The sequence below is a fragment of the Stenotrophomonas pictorum JCM 9942 genome (genome assembly GCF_001431585.1).
Taxonomy (GTDB): Bacteria; Pseudomonadota; Gammaproteobacteria; order Xanthomonadales; family Xanthomonadaceae; genus Stenotrophomonas; species Stenotrophomonas pictorum.
Window position 1 is genome coordinate 79,059 of record NZ_LLXS01000001.1, and the last position, 16,971, is coordinate 96,029.

At 65.5% G+C, this 16,971-nt stretch carries 16 protein-coding genes; 4 read left to right on the top strand and 12 right to left on the bottom strand.

What is annotated here, in order from left to right; all coding sequences use genetic code 11:
- The first annotated feature begins 66 nt into the window (after window positions 1-66).
- Complete coding sequence (locus ARC78_RS00380; RefSeq protein ID WP_054657675.1) at window positions 67-2,073, top strand: M13-type metalloendopeptidase; 2,007 nt, start codon at window positions 67-69, stop codon at window positions 2,071-2,073.
- A 67-nt stretch (window positions 2,074-2,140) separates the two neighbouring features.
- Here ARC78_RS00380 and ARC78_RS00385 read toward each other — a convergent pair whose 3' ends face one another.
- The 6 genes from ARC78_RS00385 to ARC78_RS00410 all read right to left on the bottom strand — a co-directional run bounded on the left by ARC78_RS00385 (window position 2,141) and on the right by ARC78_RS00410 (window position 7,782).
- On the bottom strand, window positions 2,141-2,815 hold the full coding sequence (locus ARC78_RS00385; protein WP_054657689.1) for a rhomboid family intramembrane serine protease: 675 nt from the start codon (window positions 2,813-2,815) through the stop codon (window positions 2,141-2,143).
- Window positions 2,816-2,856: 41 nt separating this feature from the next.
- Window positions 2,857-3,201 carry an MGMT family protein gene (locus ARC78_RS00390; protein ID WP_199398877.1) on the bottom strand — a complete coding sequence of 115 codons (345 nt, stop codon included), beginning with the start codon at window positions 3,199-3,201 and terminating at the stop codon, window positions 2,857-2,859.
- The gene (locus ARC78_RS00395) at window positions 3,198-4,127 is read right to left on the bottom strand and encodes a DMT family transporter (RefSeq protein WP_054660279.1); all 930 of its coding nucleotides are present in this window, start codon (window positions 4,125-4,127) and stop codon (window positions 3,198-3,200) included. Before ARC78_RS00395 ends, ARC78_RS00390 begins: the two co-directional genes overlap by 4 nt.
- A gap of 127 nt (window positions 4,128-4,254) precedes the next feature.
- Window positions 4,255-5,607, bottom strand: a complete 1,353-nt coding sequence (gorA, locus tag ARC78_RS00400; RefSeq protein ID WP_054660277.1) for a glutathione-disulfide reductase — start codon at window positions 5,605-5,607, stop codon at window positions 4,255-4,257.
- Window positions 5,608-5,885: 278 nt separating this feature from the next.
- Entirely contained in the window at window positions 5,886-7,121 is a 1,236-nt protein-coding gene (locus tag ARC78_RS00405) for a DUF418 domain-containing protein (protein ID WP_057505486.1), read from the bottom strand.
- Between the two features lie 181 nt (window positions 7,122-7,302).
- Window positions 7,303-7,782, bottom strand: coding sequence for an FKBP-type peptidyl-prolyl cis-trans isomerase (locus ARC78_RS00410; RefSeq protein WP_054660744.1), 480 nt, complete (start codon window positions 7,780-7,782; stop codon window positions 7,303-7,305).
- A gap of 110 nt (window positions 7,783-7,892) precedes the next feature.
- Here ARC78_RS00410 and ARC78_RS00415 point away from each other — a divergent pair, with 110 nt between their 5' ends.
- The 3 genes from ARC78_RS00415 to ARC78_RS00425 all read left to right on the top strand — a co-directional run bounded on the left by ARC78_RS00415 (window position 7,893) and on the right by ARC78_RS00425 (window position 10,806).
- Window positions 7,893-8,423 (top strand): C40 family peptidase, encoded by a 531-nt coding sequence (locus ARC78_RS00415; protein WP_057505487.1) that lies wholly within the window; start codon window positions 7,893-7,895, stop codon window positions 8,421-8,423.
- A 106-nt stretch (window positions 8,424-8,529) separates the two neighbouring features.
- Entirely contained in the window at window positions 8,530-9,276 is a 747-nt protein-coding gene (locus tag ARC78_RS00420) for a C40 family peptidase (RefSeq protein WP_083468449.1), read from the top strand.
- Window positions 9,277-9,465: 189 nt separating this feature from the next.
- On the top strand, window positions 9,466-10,806 hold the full coding sequence (locus tag ARC78_RS00425) for a sigma-54 interaction domain-containing protein (protein WP_054658635.1): 1,341 nt from the start codon (window positions 9,466-9,468) through the stop codon (window positions 10,804-10,806).
- A 9-nt stretch (window positions 10,807-10,815) separates the two neighbouring features.
- Here ARC78_RS00425 and ARC78_RS00430 read toward each other — a convergent pair whose 3' ends face one another.
- The 6 genes from ARC78_RS00430 to ARC78_RS00455 all read right to left on the bottom strand — a co-directional run bounded on the left by ARC78_RS00430 (window position 10,816) and on the right by ARC78_RS00455 (window position 16,225).
- Window positions 10,816-12,114, bottom strand: a complete 1,299-nt coding sequence (locus tag ARC78_RS00430) for a transporter (protein ID WP_241772607.1) — start codon at window positions 12,112-12,114, stop codon at window positions 10,816-10,818.
- A 62-nt stretch (window positions 12,115-12,176) separates the two neighbouring features.
- The gene (locus ARC78_RS00435) at window positions 12,177-12,947 is read right to left on the bottom strand and encodes a hypothetical protein (RefSeq protein WP_054658633.1); all 771 of its coding nucleotides are present in this window, start codon (window positions 12,945-12,947) and stop codon (window positions 12,177-12,179) included.
- Window positions 12,948-12,959: 12 nt separating this feature from the next.
- On the bottom strand, window positions 12,960-13,658 hold the full coding sequence (locus ARC78_RS00440) for a C39 family peptidase (protein ID WP_054658631.1): 699 nt from the start codon (window positions 13,656-13,658) through the stop codon (window positions 12,960-12,962).
- Between the two features lie 137 nt (window positions 13,659-13,795).
- Window positions 13,796-15,007 (bottom strand): hypothetical protein, encoded by a 1,212-nt coding sequence (locus ARC78_RS00445; protein WP_054658629.1) that lies wholly within the window; start codon window positions 15,005-15,007, stop codon window positions 13,796-13,798.
- A gap of 46 nt (window positions 15,008-15,053) precedes the next feature.
- Window positions 15,054-15,686, bottom strand: coding sequence for a hypothetical protein (locus ARC78_RS00450; protein WP_057505501.1), 633 nt, complete (start codon window positions 15,684-15,686; stop codon window positions 15,054-15,056).
- 11 nt (window positions 15,687-15,697) lie between these two features.
- Window positions 15,698-16,225, bottom strand: a complete 528-nt coding sequence (locus ARC78_RS00455; protein ID WP_054658639.1) for a hypothetical protein — start codon at window positions 16,223-16,225, stop codon at window positions 15,698-15,700.
- Window positions 16,226-16,971: the final 746 nt, after the last annotated feature.

Genomic DNA, 16,971 nt, shown 5'->3' on the forward strand with positions numbered 1-16,971 from the left:
GCTCCCTCGGCCTTGCCACGGCTTGCTAAACTCCGCCCACTTTGTCCTTCCGCGGATATGCATCACATGCCCAACGTTCGCCCGCTTTCGCTTGCCCTGGCCTTGAGCCTGGTCACCGTGCTGTCCAGCTCCGATGCCGAGGCCGCCCGCAAGAAAGCTCCCGCCCGGGCCCCGGCGGCCAGTGCCGCCTGTACCGATTTCTACGAAGTGGCCAACGCCGACTGGCTCAAGGCCAATCCGGTGCCGCAGACCGGCGCGGTCACCGCGCTGGGCCAGCTGGCCGGCAACACCCGTCTCCAGCAGCGCCAGCTGCTTGATCGCGCGATGAATGCCCCGCAGGGCAACGTGCAGAAACTGCTGGGCGATTTCTGGGCCAGCGGCCTGGATGAGGCGGCGGTGGAAGCCGACGGCTCCAAGCCGATCGCGCCGCTGCTGACCCGCATCAACGCCATCAAGAAGGCCAAGGATGTGCCGGCCTCGATCGCCGCGCTGCACCAGGTCGGCATTCCGGTGGCCTTCAATTTCGCCCCGGACGTGGACCTGAAGGCGCTGGACCGCCACATCGGCTACTTCATGCAGGGCGGCATGGGTCTGCCGGACCCGGCGTTCTACACCCGCACCGATGCCGACACCGTCGCGCTGATGGGCCGCTACCGTGCCTATGTGAAGCAGATCCTGGCGCTGACCGGCACCCCGGCCAACCAGCTCGACGCCGAGTCGGCGCAGGTCATCGCGCTGGAAACCGAGCTGGCGCGCAGCGCGCAGCCGGTAGCCGACATCAACAACCCGTTCAACAACTACGCGCCGGTCCCGACCAAGGACCTGGGCCGCTACCGCAACCTGCAGCTGGACGCATTCCTCAAGGCGCAGGGCGTCAACGACGACCTGGTGTCGATGGCCGATCCGGCCCTGTTCCAGCAGCTCAACGGCATGGTCGCGCGGCTGCCGGCCGCGCAGTGGAAGGCCTACCTGCGCTGGCGCGTGGGCGATGCGATGGCCCCCTACCTGTCCAAGGGCTTCCGCGACGCTTCGTTCGAGTTCCGTGGCCGCGTGCTGCGTGGGCAGACCATCGCCCCGGCCCGCGCCGATGCGGTGCTGGACGCCATCAACGTCGCCGCCGGCCCGATGCTCGGCCACGAGTACGCCGCCACCTACCTCAGCCGCGATGCCCGCCGCCAGGCCGGGGTGATGGTCGACCAGATCCGCGAGGCGCAGCTGGCCGCCGTCAAGCGCAGCACATGGCTCAGCGCTGAAGCCAAGGCCGAAGCCGAAGCCAAGCTGGCCGCACTGAAGATCGAGATCGGCACCCCGCTGCGCGATCTGGACTACACCGTGCAGCCGATGGGCCGCGGCAGCTTCGGCGGCAACATGCTGATCGCCTCGACCTGGCGCCACGGCCAGGAAATGAAGCGTATCGGCAAGGGCAACGCCGACCGTCGCTGGGACGTGCTGCCGCAGCAGCCGGCGATCAACTACGACCTGGCGCAGAACCGCCTGATCGTCACCGCCGCCGCGCTGCAGGGGCCGATCTTCGTCGACAAGGCCAGCACCGCGGAGAAGTTCGGTGCCTACGGTGCGCTGGTGGCCCACGAGATCAGCCGTGCCGTCGATGCCAAGGGTGCGCTGATCGATGCCCGGGGCGAGCTGCGCAGCTGGTGGACGCCGGCCGACAAGACCGCCTGGACACTGATCGGCAACCGCGTCGCCGCCCAGTACAGCGCCTATCCGTTCCCGGGCGTGAAGGATGCCAAGGTCAACGGCCAGCTGACCCGTGACGAGAACATGGCCGACATCTCGGGGGTGGAGATCGCCTGGGAAGCCTTCAGCGCCGCGCAGCCCGATGCCAAGCCGGCCGACAGGCAGGCCTTCTTCAAGGCGTGGGCGGGCCTGTGGCCGGCGCAGCTCTCGCCCAACGAGGCGGTGCAGCGTCTGGCCAGCGATGTGCATGCGCCGGGCCGCTGGCGCAGCAACGCGCCGCTGTCCAACCTGCCGGCCTTCGGCGCCAGCTTCAGCTGCAAGCCGGGCCAGCCGATGCAGCGTACCGACGCCGAGCAGATCAGGATCTGGCGTTGACCGCCGGCTGATGCGGGACATGAAAAAGGCGCGGAATCCGCGCCTTTTTCTTTGCCCTCGATCGGACCTACTTCACCCGCCGCAGGTGGTTCGGCCGCCCGCTGCCGCCGCCCCCGCGCGGCTTGAACGGCGGCTGCCCGCGCCAGTAACGGATCAGCAGCCAGCCGAACAGCATGCCGCCCAGATGCGCGAAGTGGGCCACGCCCGGCTGCCAGCCGGTGAAGCCGAGCATCAGCTCCATGGCGCCGAACACGATCACGAAGGTCCGCGCCTTCATCGGAATCGGCGGGAACAGCAGCATCACCCGCTGGTTCGGGAACAGCATGCCGAACGCCAGCAGCAGCCCGAACACCCCGCCCGAGGCACCCAGCACCGGAGCGCCCTCACCCATCAGCGCGGCCACCAGCAGCTGGCAGACACCGGCGCCGGCCACCGTCACCAGGTAATAGGTCAGGAAGCGCTTTTCGCCCCAGGTCTGCTCCAGCGGCGCACCGAACATGAAAAGCGCGAGCATATTGAAGAACAGATGGCCGAAGCTGCCGTGCAGGAAGCCGTAGGTCAGCAGCTGCCACGGCTGGAAGTTCTGCCCCGGCGAGAACGCATCAAAGCCGTGCTCGCTGAGCGGCCACAGCATGAACGGAGCGAAGGTGTCGTTCCCCAGCAGGAACGGCTGCTGCAGGAAGAACAGCACCACATTGGCGATCAGCAGCGCCCGGGTAATGGTAGGCAGTCGGGAAAACATGTCGGCATCCATTGGAATTGCCGACATGATAGCCGCAGCGTCTAGCCCGGCCCCCAGACCGCCGCATCCAGATCGCGCGCGGGCCGCGGCCGCCTGACCCGCCCGTTCTCGACCACCACACCCTCCGCACGCAGGCGCTGGCTCTGTTCGTGCCAGCCGGCCGAGCCTTCGGCCATCGCGATGCGACCGTCCGAGCGCAGCACCCGGTGCCAGGGCAGCGCCGGATCGTCGTTCATGCCCAGCAGGCGGGCAACCAGCCGCGCCCGCCCCGGCAGGCCGGCCCTGGCCGCGACCTCGCCATAGCCCAGCACCTGCCCATACGGAATCTGCCGGATCACCTGGTAGATCCGTACGTGACCCACTGCCGGAGCCGGCCCCGCACTCATTGCTTCTTCGCCACGCCGCTGCCCACCAGCAGCACCCCGCCCAGCACCAGCAAGGTGCCGGCGCTCTGCCACGGGCCCATCGGTTCGTCGAGCAGCCATACACTCAGCACAATGGTGGAAACCGGACCCAGCATACTCACCTGCGCGGCCAGCGATGACCCGATGCGCTTGACCCCGACCATGATCGCCAGCACCGGCAGCACCGTGCACACGGTGCCGTTGAGCAGCGACAGCCCATACACCGGCGGCGCATACGTCCACAGCGCCGCCACCGGCTGGAACAGCAGGTACTGGCCGATGCACAGCACGCAGGCCACCGTGCTGGCATAGGCCGTCAGCCGTACCGCGCCGATCCGCGCCACCGCCTGGCCGCTGCCGAACAGATAGACGGCGTAACTCAGTGCACTGGCGAACACCAGCGCCGAACCGAGCAAGGTGCGAGCCCCATCAAGCCGGATGTCATGGCCGAAGGCCAGCAACACGCCCAGATAGCTCACCGCCAGCGCCGCCACCTGCCGCCGCGTCGGCCGCTGCTTGAGCACCACCAGCGCGATCAGCACCACCAGCGTCGGGCTCAAGTACAGGATCAGTCGCTCCAACGTCGCGGTGATGTACTTCAGGCCCAGGAAATCCAGATAGCTGGACAGGTAGTAACCGGTAAAACCCAGCACCGCCACCCGCCACAGATCACCGCGCGCCAACGGCGACGCGCGGCGCGCGGCCCAGATCCCCATCGCCAGGAAAAATGGAAACGCCACCAGCATGCGCAGCGCCAGCAATGCGGTGGCATCCACGCCATGCCGGTAGGCCAGCTTGACGATCACCGCCTTGCCCGAGGCCATGATGGCGCCGGCGCCGGCCATCAGCAGGCCGCTGACCAGCACGCGACGGGAACTGCTTGGCAGCGGCGAGGAAGCGGATGGCAAGCCCGCAACCGGCGATCCGGTCACGCGCGGGGAAGAAGGAGTCACGGGACGACAGCATCGCAGGGGGAGATGAGCGGCCCATTATCCGGCCGCGTCCAGCGGCATGAAACCGGCCAGCGCTCCATGGTCAGCGCATCAGCACCACTTCCTCGGCCGAGGTCGGGTGGATGGCCACCGTGTCGTTCATCTGCGCCCGGGTGATGCCGGCCTTCAGGGCCACCGCAAAGCCCTGCAGGATCTCGTCGGCGCTCTCACCCAGCAGGTGGATGCCGACGACTTTCTCCTCTTCGCCCGCGCAGACCATCTTGAACACGGTGCGCAGCTCGCCCTCGCCCAGCGCCTGCAGCATCGGCCGGAACCGGCTGTGGTAGGTGCTTACCCTGTCAAAGCGCTTGCGCGCCTCCTCCTCGCTCAGACCCACGCTGCCCAACGGCGGATGCGAGAACACCACGCTGGGCACGTTGTCGTAGTCCAGCCGCGCCTGCGGCTGGCCACCGAACAGGCGGTCCATCAAGCGGCGCGCGGCGGCCACCGCCACGGGCGTCAAGGTCACGTGCCCGGCCACATCGCCGACCGCGTGGATGCTCGGCACCGCACTGGTCTGGAATGCGTCGACCACCACCTGGCCCTTCTCACCCAGCACCACACCGGCCTGCTCCAGCCCCAGATCCCGGGTGTTGGGCGCCCGCCCGGTAGCGAAGATCACCTGCTCGAACACTGCCTGCTCCGTTCCGTTGTCCAGGGTGGCGCGGATCTGCCCACCGTCCTGCTCCAGCCGCTGGATCTGGCAGCCGAAGTGCAGCTCCACCCCCTGCAGGCGCAGGTTCTCAATCAGCTGATCGGCCAGCTCGGCGTCGAAGCGTTCCAGCAGACGCTGCCCGCGCACCAGCATCACCACCTCGGCGCCCAGCGCGCGCAATACGCCGGCCAGCTCCACCGCGATATAGCCGCCACCGACGATTCCAACTCGGGACGGACACCGGCGCAGTGCGAAGAAATCATCGGATACCCCCCCCAGCTCCGCGCCGGGGAAACGCGGGCGCACCGGCTGGGCGCCGGTGGCGATGACGATGTGCTGCGTACGCAGCCGGGTGCCATCGGCACATTCGACCGTGTGCGCATCGATCACCCGTCCGCGCTGGTGCACGCGGGTGACGCCGGTTTCGTCCAGGCGGCGCTGGTAGCTGACGTGGATATTGGCGATGTACTGCTGGCGCTGCCGCACCAGTTCGGGCCAGTCCACCCGCGGTCTCTGCGGCACGTCGAAGCCCAGCCGCGACGCCAGCGTGATGCGCTCAGCCAGCTCCGCCGCCAGCCACATGGCTTTTTTCGGCACGCAGCCGACATTGACGCAGGTGCCGCCCAGATCCCCCGGCTCGAGCATCGCCACGCGCGCGCCATAGGACGCGGCGCGGAACGCGGCGGCCAATCCGCCCGAGCCCCCCCCGATCACCACCACATCGAAATCGCGTGCGCTCATTGCACGCCCCCGCCATGAGGGAAGATCAGGGCGGTTACGGGCGCGCGGCCAGTCGTCAGGTCAGTCATCGCTTGTCAGCTCCCACTCCACACACCGGTCCGGAGCATGCCATGAGCGGCCGCGAGCCAGGCGTGAGCATGCCGCGACGCGCGTGTCTGGCACCATCAACGCGATCTGAATTCGGCACGCATCCCGATCGCGCGAGCTCGACCAACACCGACGTCGCGGCAAGTCCGATGGCGCCGCCGTTGTCATCAGCGCATCCGCGGCCAGCCGACCTACTGCGCCGCGTCGCGGGGCCGGCGCAGCGGCGGCACCTGCAGATAGGTGAACGCACGCCACAGCCATTCCGCCGGCCCGAAGCGGAAGTACCGCAGCCACCAGTGGCTGACGATGACCTGCACACCGAACAGCAGCACAGCAAACAGCAGCTGCCAGGCACGACCCGTCTGCTCGAACCAGCCCAGCCCGTAGCCGTAGAACACCAGCGTGCACACCAGCGATTGCAGCAGGTAGTTGCTCAGTGCCATGCGCCCGGCCGGTGCCAGCCAGTGCAACGCCCCGCTCAGCCGCACGCCCCAGCCCAGGTAGCCCAGGCACATCAGCAATCCGGCGATCGCGGTCAGCGCCGAGGCGATTCCGACGCGCAGGTCGAACCGGCCCGGAGCGATATAGTCCAGGGTGTAGACGCTCAGCAGCATCACCGCCAGCCCGGCCGGCAGCACCAGCCAGCGCAGGCCTGCCCACAGGCGGGCATGCTGGTCCGGGCGGATGATCGCGCCGCTGCGCGCGAACCAGCTGCCGATCAGGAACATGCCCAGCACCTGGGGCCCGACCAGCATCAACACGCTCATCGCCACCCCGATATCGCGCAGACGCTGCCGCAGCGCGTCCAGATAGCCGCCGTGCGCATAGGCCTGGCGCTGGCGCTCGATACTGGCCAGTGCCTCGCTGGTCATTGCCGCCCTGGCGTCATCGGGCACGAACTGCATCACCAGCCCGATCAGCAGCAGCAACGCCACGGCGGCCAGATAGCTGGCAACCCCCAACAACGGCAGCCAGCGCGCCGGCACCTGCCGGAACGCCAGCAGCAGGAAGGACAGCAACGCATAGGCGATCAGAATGTCGCCAGACCACAGTAGCACCGCATGCAGCACGCCGATCACCAGCAGCCCCAGGCTGCGGCGCAGGTAGAACCGGGCGAAGTCGCGTCCTGCCGTCTCGGCGCGTTGCGCCATCACCGCAAAGCCCACACCGAACAGCAGCGAGAACAGGGTGAAGAATTTGCCTTGCACGAAGAGGTAGACGAAGCCATCGGCCCAGCGGTCGATCCCCTGCCAGTGCTGGTCGATACCGGTGAAGGACAGATCCATCGGCCCGCTGAAGGCCTCGATGTTCATCAGCAGGATGCCAAACAGCGCCAGGCCACGCAGCACATCCAGCGTGCCGATACGTTCGTTCGGTGCAACAGGGTGGTAGGTGAGATCGGACAAGCTCAGGACTCCTTCTGGCATACGTGGGCGGCATCATGCGACCCGGGCAACAGCTGGGAACGTCAAACCGGTATCAACCGCGGAGAACGCCCAGGCGCCGGTGACCGCGGGCGGGAAAGTTGCGCCGGCAGCCTGCCCGTCACACAGGAAAACGGCCCGCGTTGGCGGGCCGTTCCTTATCTCATGACACTGGCAGCTGCACTCAGTGCTGGTGACCACCGTCGCCATGCACGTGGCCGTGCTGCACTTCTTCCTCGGCCGCTTCGCGCACTTCCACGATCTCCACGTCGAAGTGCAGGTCCTTGCCGGCCATCGGATGGTTCAGGTCGACGTCAACCACGGTCAGGCCGACCTTCTGCACGGTGACCGCACGCGGACCGAAGTTGGTCTGCAGGATCACCTGCGCACCCGGCACCAGACGGGTATTGCCGAAGTGCTTCTTGGGCACGCGCTGGGTCAGGCCCTCGCGGCGCTCGCCGTAGGCATCGGCCGACTTCACATCCACGCCGAAGCTCTCGCCGGCTTCCTTGTCCATCATCGCCGCTTCCAGGCCCGGAATGATGTTGCCGTGGCCGATCAGGATCGCCAGCGGATCACGGTCCTTGGAGCTCTCGATCGGCTCCTGGCCGACTTCCGAGACGGTGTAGTGGAAACGGACAACGCGGTCTTTTTCGATCTTCATGCCTAACTCTGTCTGCTGGCTGCCCGAGGCAGGTGTTGGAACGGCCTTGCCGGCCGCCGGGGGCGCCGCCATGATGACGGCCTTCTGAGGTGGCGCATTATCAAGGCTCCATGCACATCACGCCAGTTTTCCGCTTTCACACGTGGCGCCTGCCGGCGCTGTTGCTTGCGATCACCGCCTTGGCGGCCTGCGGCCACAGCCCGCCCGGGCCGGACGCGGCGCCGGCAGCATCCCGCTATTCCCCGGTGCGCCCGGCCGATCCGGCCGCAACCTCGGCGGTACTGATGCGGGCGCTGGGACTGGTCGGCACGCCCTACCGCTACGGCGGCAACACGCCCGAATCGGGCTTCGACTGCAGCGGCCTGGTCACCTATGTCTATCGCGACATGCTGGCATTGAACCTGCCGCGCACGTCCCGGGAACTGGCCGCCATCCAGGGACCGAAGATCGATCCGCGGCAACTGGCCAATGGCGATCTGGTGTTCTTCGGCGACCGCGGCAACGTCTGGCATGTGGGCATCTATGTCGGTGAAGGCCGGTTCGTGCATGCCCCCAGCACCGGCGGCACGGTACGGCTGGACTCCCTGGAGGGCCCATACTGGCGGGACCACTACAGCGGCGCGAAGCGGGTTCTACACTGAATATGAACAAATTCAACATCTGTAAAACGAAAATTTAACGGAATTTGTACCAAAAGCATCCTCAGGCAGGGCATGATCGCCCATCGATTTTTTATGTGACTGCCGCGTGACGAATAAAAACACGTCCTACTCGAGCCAGCCCAAGTACTCGAATCCACTGCTCCGCCGGCTGTTTTGCGCCGCGGCACTGGCCCTGACCTCGCTTCCCGCCCTCGCCCAGAGCGCTGCCGAAGCAGAACCCGCCGCCGCCAAGCCGGCCGCGAAGAACGAAACCCCGCGCAGCAAGGCCGATGCTGCGGCTACGGCGACACTGGCGGCCCTGCTGCCCCACCTGGCCGCCAACGACACCATTCCGCTGATGGACCGCTCGGCGATGTTCGCCGGCGACCTGAGCCGCCTGCTTTCCACTTATGACGCCTCCAAGAGTGTCGCCACCGCCACCGATGCCGCGTTGGCCCGCGACGAGGACGGCAAGGTCCAGTCGATCCTGCGCCGCGCGATGACCCTGCTGGGCACGCCCTACCGCTGGGGTGGCACCTCGCCGGACGCCGGCTTCGATTGCAGTGGACTGGTCGGCTATGTCTTCCGCACCGCGCTGGGCATCGAGCTGCCGCGCGTGTCACGTGAAATGGCCAGCCAGGCCAGTTCGGAAATGATCAAGGACCGCGCCGCCCTGGTTGCCGGCGACCTGGTGTTCTTCGGCCGCAAGGGCCGGATCGACCACGTCGGCATCTATGTCGGTGAAGGCCGTTTTCTGCACGCCCCCAGCACCGGCAAGGACGTACGGACCGATTCGCTGCTCACCGGTTACTGGAGCGGCAAGTTCATGCAGGCACGCCGCGTCGAACTGTAAGCCGTTCCAGCCACATCTTCTGAAGGCCGCAGCTCACCCTGCGGCTTTTTTTTGAAAAAAAAGTGAATGCGCAGCCGGTAGAAATAAATGCGCGACATGCAATTCACCGCGCCTATTCAGGCCTGCAATGTGATTGCGCCTGTTTTCAGGTGGGGTATAAGGTGGGCCTGAGAAGCAAGGTGACCACGCATGGCTGCAACACCTGTCTCTACCCCAAAACGCTGCGTGATCTGGTTCGGACATCCGGGGATGCGTGAACGGATGGCACTGGCTGCCGATGGCTGGCAGATCCGCGAGGTACTGCCCCAGCAACCTGCGAACATCGGCATGCGCGGCGGCGACACGCTTGTCGGCCTGATCGATTTCCGCAAGACAACGGCGTCAGAGCTGGAACGCATCGAGAAAATCACCAGCGAACACCGGCACATGCCGCTGTTGGCCATCACTTCCGGCATTCCCGGCAGCGAACCTTGCACCGCCCGGTTGCTGGCCGCCTGCCAACGGCACTTCCCGCATCCACCGGACCTGAAGGAGCTGGTCCAGCACCTGCAGATCCTGGGTAACAGCCCCGTCTCCCAGAGTGCTGAAAACGTGCTGGACAGCCTGCTGGGCGAAAGCACCTCGATGCTGGCCATGCGCGCGACCTTGCGCAAATTCGCGCCAGTCAACCTGCCGGTGCTGATCACCGGCGAAACCGGTACCGGCAAAGAGGTGGCCGCGCATGCGCTGCACCGTCTGTCCGAACGCAGCGATAGACCCTTCAATGCGATCAATTGCGGCGCCATTCCCGCCACGCTGGTGCAATCGGAACTGTTCGGCCACGAGCGTGGCGCGTTCACCGGTGCCACCTCGCGCCGTCAGGGGCTGTTTGAAACCGCACACACCGGTACCGTGTTCCTTGATGAAGTGGGCGACCTGCCGCTGGACGCCCAGACCAGTCTGTTGCGGGTGCTGCAGGAGGGCACCATCGAGCGGGTCGGCAGCAACCAGCCCATCAACGTCGACGTCCGTATCCTGGCGGCCACCCACGTGGATCTGGAGCAGGCGGTGGCGCGCGGCCAATTCCGCAGCGATCTGTACTACCGCCTCAATGTCCTGCGCCTGGTCATCCCTCCCTTGCGAAAGCGCGAAGGCGATATCGAATTGCTCGCCGGGCACTTCCTGCAAGCCTTCCGCGCGCGGCATCCGATCCGTGCGCGCGGCTACACCGCTGCCGCCCGCCATGCGATGGCCCATTTCAGCTGGCCAGGCAACGTACGCGAACTGCTCAACCGCGTGCAGCGTGCCGCGATCACCGCCGAGGGCGAGCTGATCAGCTGTGCCGACCTGGAACTCACCGCCACGGGTGCCGAAGCGGAGGGGGCGCAACTGGATCTGGCCCGCGCCGCGGCCGAACGGGACACGCTGCTGTCCTGCCTCGAGCAGAGCCGCTACAACGTCAGTGCCTGCGCGAGACTGATGAAGGTCTCGCGGGTCACCATCTACCGTCTGTGCCGCAAACACCAGCTGCCGCTGGAAACGATGCGCTGATGCCGTCGGTTACAACATGTAAGGGACTTTGAAGGCCAGGCTGAAGTCCGGTGCATCCGGGGTCAGGCCGATCCCCAGGATGCTGACGAACGTCGCATGCGGGGTGAGCGCGTAGGTGACCCCCAGATTCAAGGTTCCGGCGTTGGCGTCACTGCCGATGACTTTCACCCATTGACCGCCCTTGAACCGCGTCGAGGCACGCGCGCTCATGCGATCACTGAAGGAAATACTCAGACTGGTACGTTCGTTGAAGGCGAATGCGACACCCGCGCCGAAGTAATAGGAGCCGCCCAGCTTCACATCGCCCGGGTTGACCGTATCGGGGTTTCCGTCGATGTCGTCGAAGCCGCGCTCGAAGGAGTGGATGTAGCCGATGTTGCCGAACAGGATCGCCGGATCAGCCGTCTTCACCGCCGATAGACCCACGTTGGCCTGCCACACACCGTTGCCGGTAGGCTGCTGCGCAGGTACCGCGAAGCGGATGAAGTCATCATCGTCGCGCTCCAGCACCTTCCAGTCCAGGCCATAGGGTTCACGGCCGGTGGGGGCGGTGACGCCCACACTCAATACGGTTTCCGGACGCCGCCGGCCTTCCGGGAACAGCTTGTAATTGGCACTGACGGTCACGTCGCCGATGCCATCGCCATGGGTTTCTTCCTGCGCGATCGCTCCAGCCGAGCCGCCCGCACCGCCCTTCTGGTAGATGGTTTTACGCGCGATGTAGGGCACATCCAGATTCAGCGTGAGCTTGGGATTGACCCCCCAGCGCGCGGCGAAATTGTAGGTCAGCGAATCGGACTCGACATTCTCGATCGCGATATTGCCCAGGAAAATCGCATCCAGCGCGAGGAAGCCGTTCAAGGTCAGCTGTTTGCGGTCATAGCGTGCGTAGGTGAGGCTGTTTTCCAGCGTCAGCTTCTGGTTGAACAACGCCGACTGCTGCTGTTTGACGTCATTGACACTGCGCCGGGCCGCGTCTTTGGCGGCCTGCGCTTCGGCCGCCGAACTGGCATACCCCTCGGTCGGTGCAGAAGCGCCGGCGACCGGCGCAGCGTCGGTTGCTGGCGCCGCGGGTGCCGTCATGCCGCCCGCCTTGCCGCTGATCCGCGCCTGCATCGCCTGCACCTGCATATCCAGCTCACGCAGCCTGCGCACCTCCTGGGCATAACTGGCCTTCAGTGCTTCAAGCTGACCCATCAGGGCTTTCAGATCGGCCTCGTTGCTGGCCTTGGGCGCGTCCTGCGCGCCAGCCTCCGTCGAGCCTAGTGCAAGCCCCCCCACCAGCGCCGCCATCGCCAGTCGTTTCATCGGTGAACTCCCTTGCCTGGAAAGGTTTTCGGTTGCCAGCGTCGATCACGCTGGAAGTGGAATCACGGGCCAAATGCACCGGCGCCGTTCAAACCGCGGGCCAGCGTGATGGCCTGCGCGACGTTCTGGGTGAGCGGCACGTTGTCGGCCAACGCGCTTCTGACCAGATCGATCTGCAGCCGGTTGCCCGCCAGTTGCCCATCCCCCATCAACTGGATGGTCTGGCCGACACTGCCGCTGCGCACCCACTGCTCCACCGCACCCAGCCCGTCGACCTGCAGCAGCAACTTGGCCGCATTGCCATCGAACTGCACCTGCGCGGTCGCATTGCCGTTCTGCGCGATCGCACTGGTATTGATCACGCCCGAGCCATCCGGCGCGGTGGTGCCGTTGCGGACATTGAGGTGGGTGACATTGCTGGCGCGGTTGCCGTCGCCGGCCACCTGAATGCTCTGGGTAAGACCAGCGACATTCTGCAGTCCGCTCGCATCGATACTGCGACCACTGGTATCCGGCAACGGTGCGTTGGCATCGGTGATGCTCACCGTGGGGGTGAAGCTGACTTTCGGAGTGTTGCCCTTGGTGAAATCCATACCCAGCCTCATCGCCCCTTGCAGGGTCTGGCCGGTCTGCGTCTGCCAGGTGGATATCATCGTCACGCCGAACCAGGCCACCGCATTGCCTCCAACCGTGTAACGGCCGCGCATCAGACCCAGCTCCGCATCCGGAACCTCCTGCAGGCCTTTGCCGGCAACGCTTTTGGATTCAGCCGCATGGGCGGATGTCGCAAGCATCAGCGCCAGGCCCACACAGCATGGATTGCAAATTTTCATGAACCTACTCCTTCAAAACAGGTCGGCATGGGTGAAGCCGAAATCCACCAGTTCGGCATCGGTGATCGGCTTTCCCTGTCGCGCGTAAAGCGCGCGCGCGCTCGCCTTCTCACTGGGGAGCAACAGCACCGTGTTGCGGTCAAAGTCACTACCAACCACCACGAACACCGTCCGCGAAGGCCATGCCTCCAGGAAGTCGGCCACCGGCACCACCCGGTTGCCGAGGATCGGATCGCCGATTTCCACCATGTCGCCCAGCACCTGCTTGAGCACCACGAAATGGCGGAAACCCCGCACATCCATCAGCACCAGACTGGGCACGCGCAAGGTGCGCAGCCGCTCCTCGCTGACCCGGTAACCGCGCCCCCGCATTCCCAGGGACTCCACGTAACGCTTCACGTCCAGCATCGAAAAACCGCGCTGCTGCACCAGTTCCGGATCGGAGACTCCCATCATTCCTTCGATCACCGTCGCCTCATCGGCGTCCAGGTGATAGGCGTACTTGAGAATGGTCGCCAACGCGGCTGCACCGCAGCTGTAATCGGTGTGTTGCCGTACCAGATAACGGAAGCGGCGCTCCTTCATGCTCTCGATGGATTGGGTATACAGCGCGCCATTGGGCAGGACGCCACTGAACCCCACCTCGCCGGCACGTACCGGCGTGACATGCAGCAGCAGGGCAAACAACAGAACGACTGTCGTGCGGATCATGCCGGTACCGTCTCCATGGCAGGAAGGAGCCCCTGCCCCAAGGGGGAGGAGGGACAGGGGCTCCCGGGGTAGCCCGGCCATTGGCGGATGGCCGGGTTTGTTGCTCTCACCATCTACTACCGGCGAACCGGACAGGGTTACTCGCCGCCGGGATTGCCACCACCGCCACCACCACCGCCGGTCGACGGTTGCGCCACGGCCAGAGCGAGGCTGTTGGCCTGCAGGTTGCCGGTACCTGCCGACACGTTCACGCCGATGTTGCCCGACGCACTGGAGAACGCACTGCCGGACAGGGCTGCCGTATTGGTGGCATTGACCGCGACCGTGTACGAGTTGTTCACGGTGCCGCTCAGGTTGGCGTACAGGTACGCCGCGCCCAGCTCGAGGAAGCCCAGCTCGCCTTCTTCTTCCGTATCGAAGGCGATGCCGCCCACGCCCGGACGGTTCGGGTTTGCAGTGGCGTTCTGGATGGCGTTGTCGAGGTCGATATGACCGGTATCGTTGCCATCCGGATGCGGCAATGCGCCATCCCACGTATCCAGATAGTAGTTGTCTTTCTGATACGCCGAGCCGGTGCCGCTATAGGAACCGCCACCGACCGCGACCGTCATACCCGCGACCGGGCCGGACAGGCTGACCTGGGTGGTATTGGTGCGTTCCTCCTCATAACCGGCGTTGCTGACGCTGTTGCCCATCGACACCTGGTTGGAGCTGATGGTGGACTGCGCGTAACGGCTGGTCGCCACCGAGGCGGCGAGCGCGTTCTTCTGCTCGTTGTTGTTGCCGGAGGTGACGTTCACGCCGATGTTGCCGCTGGCGCCACTGAACGCGTTGCCGCCAACGCCGGCATTGTTGATCACACCGTAGTTCATGGTCTCGTTGTTGGCACCATTCTGGTGGACAAAGACCTCCGCATCGGCCATGCCGAATGCGAACGAGGCGTCGGCCGCCGACAGCGAGGCCGCGTTGTCCTGGGTGTTGTTGTCGCCGGCGGCAACGTTGAAGCCCAGGTTGCCCGAGGCATCCATCGCGACATCGTCGGCGATGGTGGCATCGTTGGTCAGCAGGGTGTTCTCACCCGAGTTGTTGGTCACCGACTGGCGGTTGTCGATCAATGCGATGGCGGCCGAGTCGATATAGATATCGCCCCAGATTTCCGGATCGCCCCAGAATTCGATGTCGGAGCTCAGACTGATGTCCTTGTCCAGACTCACCTCGACGTTGTGGCTGTTCCGATCGCCACGAGGATAGTCGTTGTTGTTGCGGTCGCTCTGCGCGAAAGCCGCAGCACTGCTGGTCAGTGCTGCAACTGCCATGGCGAGTACCGTCCATTTCATATTCGCTTTCATGGTGCCCTCTTCTTCTGGTTCTGCAACGGGTGGGTGGAACCTTGCTTCACGGAGTCGGCTGCACGGAAATACTCAATTGGTTTTCCGTGGCATTGCTCGATCCCGCGATCTGATTGAGTTGCAGCACACCCTCGAACCCACGCAGTGCGGAGGCTTCCACTCCGACCTTGCGGGTTCCCGGGGACGCCAGTCCGCCGGCGGTACCCTGCCCCCCTGCCGACGCGAACGAGCCTGCCGAAGCCATCGCTTCATTGGTCGTTTCGCGTATGCCCTGGTCGGCCAAGACAGCAACTACGGAGTTGAGTTCCGTATTGCCGCTGCCACTGGCCTGATTGATCGAGGCAATCCCGTTCGCGCCAACCAGCGCCTGGCCACCCAGGGTGGCGCTGGCGTGCAGTGGCATGTCGAACTGGTTGCCCCGTTGTTTCTGGATGGCGCTGACGCTCGCCAAGGCGGTCTTGCCTATCGCCATGCTGTGCAGATTGGCTTGCAGATTGAGATCGCCTGCGGCCATGTTGACCGCGACCGCGCCGCTGCTGCCGGACAGCACATTGCCGTCGATGCGGCTGTTGGCCAGATACGTCAGCATTCCGGCATAGTCATCCTGGGACTGCGCCTGCGCCTGGGCGGCCAACCCCAGCGATGCACCCGCCAACAGCAGAAATCCGAGTCGGTTCATGGTCATCGCTCTCACTTGCCGCCCGGACCACTGCCGGCCGGCTGACCCAGCGGGAACTGCGCAAATGCACTGCGCACCTGGTCACCAATGCCGCGCGTGGCACCGCTGACAGCCCCCATCGGCCCACCGATGGCCTGGCCAAGCTGATTGCCGGAAAGCACGCCGCCGTCACCGGTCGCCCGTCCGAGCGTGCCGGTCACCGCCGTCGCGCTTACCCGTTCCACCGTGGTCTGGTGCGGCGCTGCCTGGGTCAGGCCCGAGCCCATCGCCGCATATTCATCATCGGAAAGCTCATCCATCCCGATGGAGACGCCCAGGGCGGTTCCCACTTCACGCTTCGGCGAGGGTTCGGCGATCAGCGCCATCCCCGGCGGCGCGGGGCGATAGGCCATCCGTGCGGAGACATCCCGCAGCAGCACCATTTCGCCGGGCTGTGCCTTGACCCCCTGGCGGGCGCCCGAGGCCATGACGGTTACCGGCATGGCGACCAGCAAGGCGAAAGCGGCGATGCACTGATAGCGATGTACGTTGCTGTCCATTTCCTCGTCCACATCTCATCTGCGGACAGGACTACGCAGCAACCGTGCCAACTTTATTTAGGCAATAAAAACAGCAACTTGCGGAGAATCGGGCAAACGGGAAACTTACCTTCCTGTAACACCGTTTTCAGCTTCAGGCGCCGGTTCGACGATCATTCAGGCGCGCGATGGCGGCAGGACGCGGGCTTGAGGGGTGTATCAGGAGTGATACACCGTTGTGCTACACCCTGTTACATCCCAATCCGCCTGCGCAGGCAGCCAGGGAGAGGCCGGGCGTAGAACCGCCCGCTACATGTGGCACCTGGGCGGCCTCCCGCGCACGGATCGTATGTCCGCGTCATGTCCGAGCACCTCCCCCCGCCATCGCGCCAGCCGGCTACCGGCCAGCGACACGAAAACACGCCATGCAACATCGGTTGCTGATCTGATAGCCGCGGCAACATAACGGCGCTATGGGCTTGTTGCCGGGACGGCGGAGCTCGGGCAGCAATGCCTGCAGCGTCACACCGGGGACGTCATTGCGCACATCGGGCGGCAGCGCGCCCCCGCAATGACACAGGCGCATCCCTTCTCCTCGCCGTTTCAAGGTGAGCCGGCTGCTGGTGCCACTGCCCGGCACCGCGCCTGCCACTTGCCCTGGGAACCCATCCGGTCCGGTGGCGGCGATGGCCCGAAGCCCAGCCGGAGGTGCTACGCCGCCCGGCTCCGGCGCTGGACGATCAGCCGCCGGGGGAACGCAGGCTGCG